14 protein-coding genes are annotated in these 13,276 nt (G+C 73.9%); 3 read left to right on the top strand and 11 right to left on the bottom strand.

Going from position 1 to position 13,276, the window contains the following annotated elements; translation table 11 throughout:
• Window positions 1–3: 3 nt before the first annotated feature.
• From ACF073_RS08695 to rpmF, 5 genes are all read right to left on the bottom strand, one after another.
• Window positions 4–420, bottom strand: coding sequence for a CU044_2847 family protein (locus ACF073_RS08695; protein WP_392067798.1), 417 nt, complete (start codon window positions 418–420; stop codon window positions 4–6).
• A gap of 94 nt (window positions 421–514) precedes the next feature.
• A complete protein-coding gene (locus tag ACF073_RS08700; RefSeq protein ID WP_392067800.1) occupies window positions 515–2,845 on the bottom strand; it encodes an ATP-binding cassette domain-containing protein in 2,331 nt (776 codons plus the stop codon).
• 29 nt (window positions 2,846–2,874) lie between these two features.
• Entirely contained in the window at window positions 2,875–3,057 is a 183-nt protein-coding gene (locus tag ACF073_RS08705; protein WP_392067801.1) for an antitoxin, read from the bottom strand.
• Window positions 3,058–3,132: 75 nt separating this feature from the next.
• The gene (locus ACF073_RS08710) at window positions 3,133–4,140 is read right to left on the bottom strand and encodes an LLM class flavin-dependent oxidoreductase (protein WP_392067803.1); all 1,008 of its coding nucleotides are present in this window, start codon (window positions 4,138–4,140) and stop codon (window positions 3,133–3,135) included.
• A 194-nt stretch (window positions 4,141–4,334) separates the two neighbouring features.
• Window positions 4,335–4,505 carry a 50S ribosomal protein L32 gene (gene rpmF, locus ACF073_RS08715; protein ID WP_392067804.1) on the bottom strand — a complete coding sequence of 57 codons (171 nt, stop codon included), beginning with the start codon at window positions 4,503–4,505 and terminating at the stop codon, window positions 4,335–4,337.
• Window positions 4,506–4,610: 105 nt separating this feature from the next.
• On the opposite strand from rpmF, the gene ACF073_RS08720 reads away from it, so the two are divergent.
• Window positions 4,611–5,102, top strand: coding sequence for a hypothetical protein (locus ACF073_RS08720; RefSeq protein WP_392067805.1), 492 nt, complete (start codon window positions 4,611–4,613; stop codon window positions 5,100–5,102).
• Between the two features lie 93 nt (window positions 5,103–5,195).
• On the opposite strand, the gene ACF073_RS08725 is transcribed toward ACF073_RS08720, so the two are convergent.
• Window positions 5,196–5,411 carry a dodecin gene (locus ACF073_RS08725; RefSeq protein WP_392067806.1) on the bottom strand — a complete coding sequence of 72 codons (216 nt, stop codon included), beginning with the start codon at window positions 5,409–5,411 and terminating at the stop codon, window positions 5,196–5,198.
• A 212-nt stretch (window positions 5,412–5,623) separates the two neighbouring features.
• On the opposite strand from ACF073_RS08725, the gene ACF073_RS08730 reads away from it, so the two are divergent.
• On the top strand, window positions 5,624–6,880 hold the full coding sequence (locus ACF073_RS08730) for an extracellular solute-binding protein (RefSeq protein WP_392067807.1): 1,257 nt from the start codon (window positions 5,624–5,626) through the stop codon (window positions 6,878–6,880).
• Window positions 6,881–6,952: 72 nt separating this feature from the next.
• Here ACF073_RS08730 and egtD read toward each other — a convergent pair whose 3' ends face one another.
• From egtD to egtA, 4 genes are read right to left on the bottom strand one after another with little or no spacing between them, the layout of a single operon-like run.
• Window positions 6,953–7,915, bottom strand: a complete 963-nt coding sequence (gene egtD, locus ACF073_RS08735; RefSeq protein WP_392067808.1) for an L-histidine N(alpha)-methyltransferase — start codon at window positions 7,913–7,915, stop codon at window positions 6,953–6,955.
• Window positions 7,912–8,727, bottom strand: a complete 816-nt coding sequence (gene egtC, locus ACF073_RS08740) for an ergothioneine biosynthesis protein EgtC (RefSeq protein ID WP_392067809.1) — start codon at window positions 8,725–8,727, stop codon at window positions 7,912–7,914. The genes egtD and egtC overlap by 4 nt, the downstream gene beginning before the upstream one ends.
• The gene (egtB, locus tag ACF073_RS08745; protein WP_392067810.1) at window positions 8,727–10,085 is read right to left on the bottom strand and encodes an ergothioneine biosynthesis protein EgtB; all 1,359 of its coding nucleotides are present in this window, start codon (window positions 10,083–10,085) and stop codon (window positions 8,727–8,729) included. Before egtB ends, egtC begins: the two co-directional genes overlap by 1 nt.
• On the bottom strand, window positions 10,082–11,431 hold the full coding sequence (gene egtA, locus ACF073_RS08750) for an ergothioneine biosynthesis glutamate--cysteine ligase EgtA (protein WP_392067811.1): 1,350 nt from the start codon (window positions 11,429–11,431) through the stop codon (window positions 10,082–10,084). The genes egtB and egtA overlap by 4 nt, the downstream gene beginning before the upstream one ends.
• Before the next feature lie 341 nt (window positions 11,432–11,772).
• Between egtA and ACF073_RS08755 the strand changes: the two genes are divergently transcribed.
• Complete coding sequence (locus ACF073_RS08755) at window positions 11,773–12,597, top strand: TIGR02452 family protein (protein WP_392067812.1); 825 nt, start codon at window positions 11,773–11,775, stop codon at window positions 12,595–12,597.
• Window positions 12,598–12,766: 169 nt separating this feature from the next.
• Here the strand turns inward: ACF073_RS08755 and ACF073_RS08760 are convergent, their stop codons facing one another.
• On the bottom strand, window positions 12,767–13,213 hold the full coding sequence (locus ACF073_RS08760) for a type II toxin-antitoxin system PemK/MazF family toxin (protein WP_392067813.1): 447 nt from the start codon (window positions 13,211–13,213) through the stop codon (window positions 12,767–12,769).
• Between the last annotated feature and the right edge of the window lie 63 nt (window positions 13,214–13,276).

Consider the following 13,276-nt stretch of genomic DNA (forward strand, 5'->3'; position numbering starts at 1 on the left):
GCGTCACACCGCCGGGGAGGTCGCGCCGGTGTCCGGGGCCGGCTTCCAGCTGGCGGTGACGGTGAGATGCGCCTGCCCGGCCGCGCCGACGATCCCGAACTTGAGGTCCTGGCCGACCTGTACACCGAAGGCCACGGTCAGCTCGGTGGGCGGATCGGGCACCGCGGTGGCGGCGCGGTGCACCTCCTCCAGCAGCGGACCGATCGGCCGCAGGGCGCCGCGCAGCGCCTCGGCAGCGAAGGCGGCGACGGCCCGGCCGCCCGCGCCGACCGGTACGGCCCGGCCCATGCCCTCCGGCAGGTCGTCGTCCGGCGGGGCCGGAGCCGGGCCGGTGCGGGCGCCCGTGCCGGGTGTGAGCAGGAACCGGACCGGTGTGCCGTCCGAGAGCGCGAAGTCGGGCGACGCGGAGGAAGTAGCCACGGTCGCATTATCGGCGGCCGGGCCGCGGGGGCCGCCGATAATGCACAACTCGGTTACCACATCGATGCCTTGTGCACGGGATGCCGGGCGGCGCTCAGGGCATGACACGCGCCAGATACGGCGCCGTGGCGCTGCCCTCGGCCCGTGCCACCCGCTCCGGCGGTCCGGCCGCCACGATCCGGCCGCCCCGGTCGCCGCCGCCCGGACCCAGGTCGATCACCCAGTCGGCGCCGGCGACCACCGTCATGTCGTGCTCGACCACGACGACCGTGTGCCCGGCGTCCACCAGGCCGTGCAGCCGCTCCATCAGCACCTCGACATCGGCCGGGTGCAGTCCGGTGGTCGGCTCGTCCAGCAGGTACAGGGTGTGGCCCCGCCGCCCGCGCTGGAGTTCGCTCGCCAGCTTGATGCGCTGCGCCTCCCCGCCGGACAGTTCGGTCGCGGGCTGCCCGAGCCGCAGATAGCCGAGGCCCACGTCGAGCAGCGCGTCGAGGCTGCGGACGGCGGCCGGGGAGTCCGCGAAGAACCCGGCGGCGGCCTCCACGGTCAGGTCCAGCACGTCGGAGATGTTCCGTCCGCGGTACGTCACCCGGAGCGTCTCGGGGTTGTAGCGGGCGCCCCCGCAGTCCGGGCAGGGCGCGTAGGTGCTCGGCAGGAACAGCAGCTCCACACTGACGAACCCCTCGCCCTGACAGGTCTCGCAGCGCCCGCCGGCCACGTTGAAGGAGAACCGGCCGACGCCGTACCCGCGCGCCCTCGCGTCCTCGGTGTCGGCGAACACCTTCCGCACGACGTCGAACAGGCCGGTGTAGGTGGCCAGGTTGGAGCGCGGGGTGCGCCCGATGGGCTTCTGGTCGACCCGGACCAGGCGTCCGACGCCCGGTACCTCCTCGGTCAACGCGCCGATGAGCGTGGACTTCCCGGAGCCGGAGACCCCGGTGACCGCGGTGAACGCGCCGAGCGGGAACCCGGCCGTCACCTCGCGCAGATTGTGCCGGCTCACCGGACCGACGGTCAGCCAGCCGCGCGGCTCCCGGACGGCACGTGCGGGTCCTGGCGACTCGTCGAAGAGGAACGCGGCCGTCGCCGACTCCTCGACCGAGGCCAGCTCCGCCACCGGCCCGCTGTACAGCACCCGTCCGCCGTGCTCGCCCGCGCCCGGCCCCACGTCCACCAGCCAGTCGGCGCCGCGCACCACCTCCAGGTGATGCTCCACGACGAACACCGAGTTGCCCGCGGCCTTCAGCCGGTCCAGTACGGTCAGCAGCGCCTCGGTGTCGGCCGGGTGCAGTCCGGCGGACGGCTCGTCCAGCACGTACACCACGCCGAACAGTCCGGAGCGCAACTGGGTGGCCAGCCGCAGCCGTTGCAGCTCGCCGGCCGACAGGGTGGGCGTGGCCCGGTCCAGGCTGAGGTAGCCGAGGCCGAGTTCGACCACCGGCGCGATCCGGGACTTCAGATCGGCGGTGAGCACCCGGGCGGTCTCGGAGTCGCCGTGGAGCAGTTCCGGGAGGTCGGTCAGCGCCAGCGCGGCCAGTTCGGCGATGGTCCGGCCGCCGAAGGTCACCGCGAGCGCCTCGGGCCGCAGCCGGCTGCCCCCGCAGACCGGGCAGGGCGCGCTGGTCAGGAACCGCTCCGCCTTCGCCCGCAGGGTCGGCGACTTGGTGTCCGAGAACGTCTTCAGGACGTACCGGCGGGCACTCATGTACGTGCCCTGGTACGGCCGTTGGATGCGGTCGGCGTCCCGGACGGGGTGCACGGTGACGACGGGCTGCTCGTCGGTGAACAGGATCCACGCGCGCTGCTCGGCGGGCAGCTCGCGCCAGGGCCGGTCCACGTCGTACCCGAGCGCGTCCAGGATGTCCCGCAGGTTCTTGCCCTGCCAGGCGCCGGGCCAGGCCGCGATCGCACCCTCGCGGACGGACAGCGCGGGGTCCGGGACCAGCAGTTCCTCGGTGGTCTCGTGCACCTGTCCGAGGCCGTGGCACTCCGGGCAGGCGCCGGCCGCCGTGTTCGGCGAGAACGCGTCGGAGTCGAGCCGCTCGGCGCCCGGCGGGTAGGTGCCGGCGCGCGAGAACAGCATGCGCAGCGAGTTGGACAGGTTGGTGACCGTGCCCACGGAGGAGCGCGAGGTGGGGGACGAGCGGCGCTGCTGCAGCGAGACGGCGGGCGGCAGGCCGGTGATCTCACCGACCTTGGGCGCCCCCACTTGGTGGATCAGCCTGCGCGCGTACGGGGCGACCGACTCGAAGTAGCGCCGCTGCGCCTCGGCGTAGACCGTGCCGAACGCCAGGGACGACTTGCCCGAGCCGGAGACGCCGGTGAACACCGCGAGGACGTCCCGGGGGATGTCCACGTCGACGCCTTTGAGGTTGTGCTCGCGGGCGCCGCGTACGCGGACGCAGGGGTCATGGGTGCTGTGCATCGGGGGGAAACTCTAATCGCCCCCAAGTGCTACGGCTGGGGCGGGTTGTCCCGGTCCTGCCGGGTGCCGAACTCGTCCCTCAGCTTGTCCTGGCCGGTGTCGACCTGCGACCTGTACTTGTTCCCCGTGCGCTGGTCGATGTAGTCGCCGCCCTTGTCGGCCATGTCCTCATGGCCCTTGAGCATGCCCTTGATCTTGTCCATGAAGGACATGGCAGCCCTCCTCGTCGCTTGAGGTTTCGCCCTCCCAGGGTCACCGGCCGGGGCCCGGTCCGCATCTTGAACAGGTCACCGGCCGGGCCCGAAGAGCGCGGCGAGCCGCCGGTGGGAATCCAGCAGGGCCGCGCGGTCGTAGGTGCTGGTGGTGACGAGCACCTCGGCGGCCCCCGTCTCCTTCAGCACCGTCTCCAGCTCGTGGGCGACCTCGTCCTCGGTGCCGGCGATGTGCCCGGCGAGCCCGGCGGCGTAAAGGTCCCGCTCCCGCGCGGTCATCGTGCGGGCCTCGACGGCCTCGGCGGGGGCGAGCGGCGGGAACGTGCCGTGGGTGCGGGAGTACGCCATCGACCAGGCCTCGGGCACCAGCAGCCGCCGGGCATCGGCCGCGCTGCCGGCGACCGCGATCGTGCCGGAGATCACGACGTACGGCTCGGCGGCCCAGCGGGAGGGCCGGAACAGGGAGCGGTACTCGTCGATGCCGCGGAGCATCTTGTCCCGGCCGCGCAGATCTCCGATGACCATGGGCAGACCGGCGCGGGCCGCGGTCCGCGCGCCCTCGCCCATGGCCAGCACGAACGGCGGCACCGTGAGGCCCTCCGAGGGCCGGGCGTGCACCCCGGCCGGGGAGCCCACCGTGAACCAGTCCAGCAGCTCGCCGAGGTGCGCCGCGAAGTCGTCGGCGTCGTCCTTGTCCCGGCCGAGTGCCCTGCGCACCCCGTCCGTGAAGCCCACCGAGCGGCCGAGTCCCATGTCGATCCGCCCCGGGAACAGCGCCTCCAGCACCCCGAACTGCTCGGCCACGACCAGCGGCCGGTGGTTGGGCAGCATGACGCCGCCGGTGCCGACCCGGATGGTGCGGGTGGCCCCCGCGACGGCGGCGGCGAGCACGGTCGGTGCGGAGCCGGCGACCCCGGGCACGCCGTGGTGCTCGGACACCCAGAACCGGTGGTAGCCGAGCGCCTCCGCCTCCCGGGCCAGCGCGACGGTGTCGCGCAGCGCCGCGGCGGGAGGGTGGCCCTCGCGGGTGCGGGAGCGGTCGAGGACGGAGAACCGGGTCCGGCTGATCACTGAGCTGCTCACGCAGGGTTCAACGCCCTCGCGGTCCCGGGATTCCCGCCGTCACGACCGGTCGGCGCGCGGGCACGGACCGTGCCGCCGCTTCCGCCCCGCAGGGTCGCCCGGTCGGGAGCGGGTCGTGGGCCGGTGGGGCGCGACGCCTGCCCGGTGACGGCGGGTTCCCGGGCCTTCCCGGCCGTCCGTCGCGTCCGCTCCGCTCAGCCCTCCGGACGCAGCAGCCCGCGCTCGTAGGCCCTGACCAGGTGCTGCGGTACGAGATGCCGGACGCCGTCGACCGTCACGGGGACCAGGGACGGCGTCGCGGCCTTCCACCGGGCGCGGCGGTGACGGGTGTTGCTGCGGGACAGCTTCCGCTTGGGGACTGCCATGGGTTCCTCCTCGGTGTCGGGGGACGGGCACCGAGGACGCTATATGAAAATGGATCCCATTAGCAATTAGGGGAGAGGGGGCCGCGGCCTGGATAGGGTGGCCGGGTGACCGACAGCAGCAAGCGTCCGCTCGCCGTGTTCGACCTCGACAACACGCTTGCCGACACCGCCCACCGCCAGCACTTCCTGGAGGGCAGGCCGCGCGACTGGGCCTCCTTCTTCGCCGCCGCGCCCCAGGACCCGCCGCTCGCCGAGGGCGTGGCGCTGGCGGTGGAGTCCGCCGGCGCGTGCGAGATCGTCTATCTCACCGGCCGTCCCGAGCGGTGCCGCCGGGACACCCTGGCGTGGCTCGCGGCCCAGGGGCTGCCCGAGGGCCGGGTGCACATGCGGGGCAACGCCGACCGCAGGCCGGCGCGGTTCACCAAGCTGGAGATCCTGCGCCGGCTCGCCCGGAACCGTGAGATCCGGGTGCTCGTGGACGACGACGAGCTGGTGTGCGACGACGCGGAGCGCGCCGGGTTCACCGTCGTACGCGCCCGCTGGGCCGCGAAGTCGACGGCGCTGGAAGAGGCGCAGGAGCGGGAAGGGCGCACCTGACGCCGACGGGTCCGAGGCCGACGGGTCCGAAGCCGGCAAGCCCGGCGCCGACGGGGCTGGCGCCGGCGAGGCCGGTCCGCGGGCCGGGGCGGCTCAGGTGCCCTCCTCCAGGCGGAAGCCGACCTTCAGGCACACCTGGTAGTGCTCGACGCGGCCGTCCTCGATCTGGCCGCGGACCTGGGTCACCTCGAACCAGTCCAGGTTGCGCAGGGTCTGGTCGGCACGGGCGATGCCGTTGCGGATGGCCTGGTCGATGCCCTCCTGCGAGGTGCCGACGATCTCGGTGACCCGGTAGGTGTGGTTCGACATGCGGGTGCTCCTCTCGTGTCGCGCCGAACTCCACCGTGCCGTATCCGCGCTCCGTCCGCACGGCGTCGTCCGCCCGCCGCCCGCGGCGCTTGACCTATGCATTGGTCCATACCAAAATCCAGCACACCCGTACGAGCCAAGTGCGCTCGTCCCCCCACGTCGGGTCTCCCACCCCTGTCCCAGCTCCCTTGCCAGACAGAACAGGACCCCTCGTGAGACGTCGTCTGCTCGCCCTCATCTGTGTCACCGGCTCCCTCGTCAGCGCCTGCGGGCTGCTCCCCGGCGACGACGAGCCGAAGACCGTCACCGTGTGGCTGATGAAGGACAGCGCCTCCAAGGAGTTCCTGCAGCGCTTCACCGAGGACTTCGAGCGCACCCACAAGGACCTGCGCCTCGACATCCGCATCCAGGAGTGGACCGGCATCGTCGAGAAGGTCCGCACCGCGCTCAAGGCGGGCTCCGGAAGCGGCCCGGACGTCATCGAGGTCGGCAACACCCAGGTGCCGCTGTACGCCGACGGCGGCCGGCTCGCGGACCTCACCCTGGAGTCGATGCGGGACTGGGGCAAGGAGAAGTGGCTGCCCGGCCTCGCCCAGCCCGGCAAGGACGGCAACAAGCAGTACGGCATCCCCTGGTACGCGGCCAACCGCGTCGTCATCTACCGCAAGGACCTGTTCGAGCAGGCCGGCATCAGCAGCCCGCCGAAGACCCGCGAGGCGTGGCTCGCCGACACCGAGCGGCTGAACTCCGGCGGCAACCAGGGCATCTACCTCGCCGGACAGGACTGGTACACGCTCTCCGGCTTCATCTGGGACGAGGGCGGCGACCTCGCCGAGGAGAAGGACTACGAGTGGCGGGGCGCCCTCGACAGCCCGGCCGCGCTGCGCGGCATGGACTTCTACCGGCGGCTCCAGGCGCTGGGCGAGGGGCCGGCGGACGCGGACGAGGAACACCCGCCGCAGGCCGGGGTGTTCGCCGGCGGCAAGGTCGCGCAGATCGTCGCCGTACCCGGGCTCGCCCAGTCGATCGTCCGGCAGAACCCTGACCTGAAGGACGAGCTCGGCTACTTCCCCGTGCCCGGCCGGACGGCCGAACGGCCCGGCACCGTCTTTACCGGCGGCTCCGACCTCGTCATCCCGCAGAACACCGACGACCAGTTCTCCGCGACCGCCGTCGTCGCCGCGCTCACCGGCGCCAAGTGGGACACCGAACTCGCCCGCACCATGAACTACGTGCCCAACAAGACGACGCTGGCCGGCGCGGTCGCGAGCGAGGAGGGGGTCGCCGCCATGGCCGCGGGAGCGGCGCACGGCCGGGCGACCCCCCACAGCCCTCAGTGGGCCGACGTCGAGGCCGACAACCTGATCAAGGAGTACATGACCCGGGTGCTGGGCGGCGCGGACCCCGCGGTCGAGGCCCGCCGCGCCTCACGGAAGATCACCGAGGCGCTCGCCCCGAACGTGGGCTGAGCCACCGCGTCCGGATCCCCGCCGGCCGGTCGACCGCTCCCGGTCGACCGCTTCCGGCTCACCGCTTCCGGCTCACCGGGCCACGCTCAGCGACAGCGCGAAGCGGTCCTGCGCGTCGGTCCACCAGTGGGTCAGGTCCAGGCCGGCAGCGGCCAGTTCGGCGGTCACGCCCTCCTTCCGGAACTTGGCCGACACCTCGGTGCGCAGCTCCTCGCCCGCCGCGAAGTGCACGGCGAGGTCCAGCGCGGGCACCTTAACGGTCTGGGCGGTACGGGAGCGCAACCGCATCTCGATCCACTCCCGCTCGGTGTTCCACAGGGCCACGTGGTCGAACGCGTCCGGATCGAAGTCGGCGCCCAGCTCACGGTCGACGACGGCCAGCACGTTCTTGTTGAACGCGGCCGTCACCTCGGCCGCGTCGTCGTACGCCCGGACCAGCACCCGCTCGTCCTTGACCAGGTCCGTGCCGAGCAGCAGCCCGTCACCGGGGGCGAGCAGCGCGCGTACGACGGCGAGGAAGGCCGCGCGCTCGGCGGGCAGCAGGTTGCCGATCGTGCCGCCGAGGAAGGCCACCAGCCGGGGCCCGGGGGTGGCGGGCAGGGCCAGCGGGGTGGTGAAGTCGGCGATCAGCGCGTGGACGTCGAGTTCCGGGCGCTCCTCGATCAGAGCACGGCCTGCCTGGGTGAGGGCGCTCTCGCTGACGTCGACCGGGACATAGGCGGCCAGCGAGGTGAGCGCCTGGAGCAGATAGCGGGTCTTCTCCGAGGAGCCCGAGCCCAGTTCGACCAGGGTACGGGCGCCGCTCGCCGCGGCGATCTCACCGGCCCGGGTGGCGAGGATCTCGCGTTCCGCGCGGGTGGGGTAGTACTCGGGCAGCTCCGTGATCTGCTCGAACAGCTCGCTGCCGCGAGCGTCGTAGAACCACTTGGGGGGCAGCCACTTGGGGGTGGCGGTGAGGCCGCTCAGGACGTCGGCGCGCAGCGCGGCCTCCGTCGCGTCCTCGGGGAGTGTGCGGGTGACGTGCAGGGGGCTCAACGGCAGGGCTCCTTCGGTGATGGGGACGCTTCCGCTCGAGCGGAGCCGAGTGTGGGGGAGAGCACCGGATCCTCCAGCGGGGCGAGCAGCACGCCGGCGCGGCTCGCGGTGAGTACGGTGCGGTCGGGGACCTCCTGCCAGCGGGGGTCGTCGTCGTAGGGCTCGGAGGCGACGACCGTGCCGCGGCCGGGCTCCGTGCGGTACCAGAGGGAATCGCCCCAGGTGGTGGCGGCGATCGTGGCCCCGTCGGTCAGCAGCAGGTTCAGACGGGAGGCGGGGGCGGCCCCGCCCATGAGGCGAACCGTTTCGCCCAGGGCCGGGCCGAGATCCTCGCCGCCGCGCAGCCGGTGCAGGACCAGCGCCCACAGGAACGCCGAGTCGTTGCGGGCCTGGAGCGACAGCAGGTCGACCGGGGGCAGCGCGGACACCAGGGGTGCCGCCGCGTCCGGCCAGCCCGCGACGGCGCCGTTGTGGCTGAACAGCCACCGCCCGGCGGCGAACGGCGCCGCCGCGGCCTCGGCGTCCGCCCCCGCGAAGGTCGCGTCCCTGACGGCCGCGAGCACGGCGCCGGAGCGCACCACCCGGGCCAGGTCGGCGAAGGACAGATCCGCCCAGATCGGCCCGGCCCGCCGGTAGCGGGCCGGCACCGGGTCATCCGGCGCGTACCAGCCGACACCGAAACCGTCCGCGTTGACCGTCCCGTACCGCTGCCGCCGCGGCGCCCAGGACTGGCGGAACAGACTGTGCGGGGGCTCCACGAGGAACCGGCCGAGCGGCTCATCGGGGCCCAGATAGGCCAGGTGGCGGCACATCAGACGGCCTCCGAGCGGGCGGTGCGGAACCCGGAGAAGATCTGCCGGCGGACCGGGTAGTCCCAGTTGCGGAAGGTGCCCCGGCAGGCGACCGGGCCCACGGCGAACGAACCGCCGCGCAGCACCTTGTGCTCGGGCCCGAAGAACACCTCCGAGTACTCCTTGTACGGGAACGCCGCGAAGCCCGGGTACGGCAGGAAGTCGCTCGCCGTCCACTCCCACACGTCGCCGATCAGCTGCCGTACGCCGAGTGGTGACGCGCCGGCCGGGTAGCTGCCGGCGGGGGCGGGCCCGAGGTGCCGCTGGCCCAGGTTGGCGTGCTCGGGCGCCGGGTCGGCGTCACCCCAGGGGTAGCGCCGCGAGCGGCCGGTGGCCGGGTCGAAGCGGGCCGCCTTCTCCCACTCCGTCTCGGTGGGCAGCCGCCGCCCGGCCCAGCGGGCGTAGGCGTCCGCCTCGTACCAGCACACGTGCAGCACCGGCTCGTCGGGCGGGACCGGTTCCGTGACGCCGAACCGGCGCCTGAGCCACTGGCCGCCGTCCCGCCGCCAGAACAGCGGGGCCTCGATGGAGTGCTGCCGGACGTGCGCCCAGCCGTCCGGCGCCCACCAGCGCTCGGTGTCGTAGCCGCCGTCCTCGACGAACGCCTGGTACGCCGCGTTCGTCACCGGGGTGGTGTCGATCCAGAAGGGTGCCACCTCCCGCGGGTGCGCCGGGCGTTCGTTGTCCAGCGCCCAGGGCTCGTCCGAGGTGCCCATGGTGAACGGGCCGCCGGGGACCAGGACTTCGGCCGGGCCGGTGTACGGCGCGGCCGGTGCCGGGTCCGGGGCGCTCAGGGCGCGCGGGCCCTTCCTGAGCTGATGGGTGATCAGCATGGTCTCGTCGTGCTGCTGTTCGTGCTGCGCGATCATGCCGAAGGCGAAGCCCGCCTCCGTCAGCCGGGTGCCGTCGAAGTCCGCCGACGCCAGCAGGTCCAGCGCCCGGCCGCGCACCTCGGCCGCGTACTGCCGCGCCTCGGCGGGCGGCAGCAGCGGCAGCGACGGGCGCGCGGCCCGCGGGTGCTCGAAGGCGTCGTACAGGGTGTCGATCTCGGGCCGCATCGGCTCCCGGCCGCCCACCGCCCGCAGCAGCCACTGCTCCTCCTGGTTGCCGATGTGCGCGAGGTCCCAGACCAGCGGGGACATCAGCGGGGAGTGCTGGGCGGTGAGATCCGGTTCGTCGACGCAGCTGGTCAGCAGGGTGGTGCGGTCCCGGGCGTCGACGAGGCAGGCCAGTGCGCGGTCCCGCAGCGCCTCGGTGTCCGTCTCGCTCCGGGACCCGGTCCCGGCGTAGGTGTCGGTGTCGGTCTCGGGGGCGGTCATGTGCGGATGTCCTTCCTCCCGTGCGTGGTGGGGGTGCCCCCGGACGGGCCGGTCCTGGACCTGGGCGGATCCAGCGCGGGCAGCCGGTCCAGCAGATCGTCGGCCGGGACACGGCCCCGGGCGACATAGCGGTCCCGGTACGCCGCCACGGCGTCGTGGACCCTGCCGGTGGCGCCGAGCCGGGGCAGCGCCGCGAGGGCGGCGGCGAAACAGCCGTCGGCGGCCTCGCGCAGCTCCGGGTCGGCGAGCCCGTGCCGGGCCGCGTCGGTCCAGAGCGGGTTGTGCGGGGCGGGCCGGTTCAGCGCCCGTTCGGCGAGGGGTTTCACGATCCGGTAGGCGGCCTCGGTCGCCTCCGGGTCGTCGAACAGGGCGGCCGTCACCGCGAGCGGCACGATCCAGCCGTCCTCGCCCGGCTGTGCGTCGATCATCCGCAGCTCCATGTGGCCACGCGGCCGGACCGGCGGAAACAGGGTGGTGAGGTGGTAGTCGAGGTCCGCCCGGGTGGGCGGCCGGGGCGAGCGGGAGCGGGTCCACTCCCGGAAGGTGAGCCCCCGGGGCACGTCCCAGGGGCCGCTGTCCTGGCGGACGCACATCACCGGGGAGTCCAGCACATGCCGCGCCCAGGCGGCGCGTGGTGTGCCGTTCAGCGGGGGAGCGCCGGCGCGGCCGGCCCCGATCTCCATCCACATCAGCTGGCGGGTGGACTGCCAGCCCGTGGGCCGCCGGCCGAGCAGCGGCGAGTTGGCGAACGCGGCGACCAGGACCGCGCCCAGGTGGTGGGCGAGCCACCAGCGCCGGGTGTGGCCCAGCGGGCCGGACTCCTCGTGGCCGGCGTCCACGCAGACCTGGACGGAGGCCGAGGTGCACATCATGTGACGGCCGGCCGGACCGTTGCGGTCCAGGCAGGCCTCCATGGCGTCGTACCGCGGCTCGTGCAGGAATCTGCGGGGCGCGTGCCAGGGGTCGTGGCCGATGCCGGCGAGGCCGAGACCGTCCTCGGCGAGCACGGCCCGGACGGTGTCCAGGTCGGCGGAGACGGTGTCGACGCACTCCGTGAGGGAGGGGGCGGGCGGAGAACTCAGCTCCAGCTGACCGCCGGGCTCGACGGTGAGCGCCGAGCCCAGGGACACGGCCCGCAACGCCGCGTAGGCCGCTTCCAGTCGTTCGGGGGTGACCGGGAGCTGGGGCAGCTCCAGCGAGTGGACGAGCCACTCCAGCTCGACGCCGATGGTGCGCGGCGGCCCGGTCTTGAAGCAGATGCCCCGGACCAGGGCCTCCACCTCGGCTTCGGTGACGGCGGTGCGGTGCTGGGTACAGTCGCCGCCGTCGCTCTGTGTATCGGACATGTCGGGGTCCTCCTGAGGTTCCACCGTGCCACCGGCCCGGAACGTGGGCCGGGCGGGCACCCGTCCCACCCAAGACCCTCCGGTCCTTTCGCACAAGAGTGCCCACCCGGCCGTCCCGGATGCGTCACTTCCGTTTCTGTGTGTGTTTCCGCACCCGTACGTCTCCGGGTCCGGTCTCCGGGCCGTTCCAGGTGCCTCGGGGCCGTTGCGGGGTGTCTCCAGGCCGTCACGGGCGCGCGAAACTCCGTTGCACCGCCTCCCAGCATCACCCAGGATGCGTGCATGAGCACGACGGGGGAGACCGCGCGGGCCGCGGTCATGGCGTCCACGGGGGTGGCGCCATGAGCGCGCGCCTGCGCGGAATCGCCACGGAGACGGAGCGGATCGTGGCCGCGGGCCGGTACCGGGCGCCGGACGGCCGGGAAGTGCCGCTCGCGGAGGCGATCGAGGCCGCACGGGCGGGGACCCGGATGTTCGGTCCCGCACCGGTGCCGGCGGCATCGGCGCGGGAGGCCGACACGGTCTTCGAGGTCACCGGCGAGAGCAGCCTGGAGGCGGCCCGGCGGCTGGCCGGCGCCCCCGTCGCGGTCCTGAACTTCGCCTCGGCCCGGAACCCGGGCGGCGGCTACCTCAACGGCGCGCAGGCCCAGGAAGAGGCCCTGTGCCGCGGCTCCGCCCTGCACACCTGCCTGCTGACGGCCCGCGCCTTCTACGACCACCACCGCGCCGACCGGGACCCGTTCTACTCCGACCGGGTGATTCACTCCCCGGCCGTCCCCGTCTTCCGCGACGACCGGGGCCGGCTGCTGGCCGAGCCGTACTCCGCGGGCTTCCTGACGGCCGCCGCCCCCAACGCGGGCGTGATCCGGCGTACGGCGCCGGAGCGGGTCGCCGAGCTGCCCGGCGCCCTCGCGGCGCGGGCCGAGCGCGTGCTGGAGACGGCCGCCGCCCAGGGGTACCGGCGGCTGGTGCTCGGCGCCTGGGGCTGCGGTGTCTTCCGCAACGAGCCCGCGCAGGTCGCGGGCGCCTTCCGGGCCGCCCTCGGACCGGGCGGCCGATTCGCGCGCACGTTCGAGCATGTGGTGTTCGGGGTGCTGGACCGGACACCGGAGGCCGCGGTGCGGGAGGCGTTCGTCCGGGCGTTCGCGCAGGACGTGCCCGCCTAGGACGTCCCGCCTACGACGTGCCCGGCGATGCGTGTCGTCGCCTGAAGAGCGGCGGACGGGAAGCTCGGCAGGTGGGAAGCGCGGCTGACCGGAGGCGCGGCGGGCGGGCGGCCATGAGGCGGGCCCGGTGGGCGGCACGGGAGCGGTCAGACCGGTCCCGGCGCGTGCCTCAGGTCCAGCCGTAGCGCTCGTGCAGACGCTGCCGGACCAGATTGAACCGCATCCGGTCCAGTGCGCACGCCTCCCGGCGCATGCCCGCATCGTGCAGCCGCAGCACCCGGTCCACAGCCACCCAGGAGTCCCGGCCCGACCGGTCCCAGGGCCCGCTGCCGATCGCGACCCACTCCCGGTCGCCGTCGTGCCGCTTGCTGGAGAGCTGCACGGCGAGCAGGGTGCCGGCCGCCTCGCGGGCCACGACCAGCACGGGCCGGTCCTTGCCCCGGCCGTCGTTCTCCTCGAACGGCACCCAGGTCCACACGACCTCCCCGGGGTCCGGGTCGCCGTCGTGGGCCGGGGAGTACTCGGTGCGCACCCGGCCGACCTCGCGCGGGTCGGCCTCGGTGGTGGCATGGGGGCCGTACCGGCCGGGGACGTTCTCTTCGGTAGTCGTGCTCACGCAGGCACCCTAGTGGCCGGTGCAACTCGTCCGCGCACCGCGTCCGTTACCGGCCCCGGGCCC

The sequence above is a fragment of the Streptomyces sp. NPDC015171 genome (genome assembly GCF_043079545.1).
Taxonomy (GTDB): Bacteria; Actinomycetota; Actinomycetes; order Streptomycetales; family Streptomycetaceae; genus Streptomyces.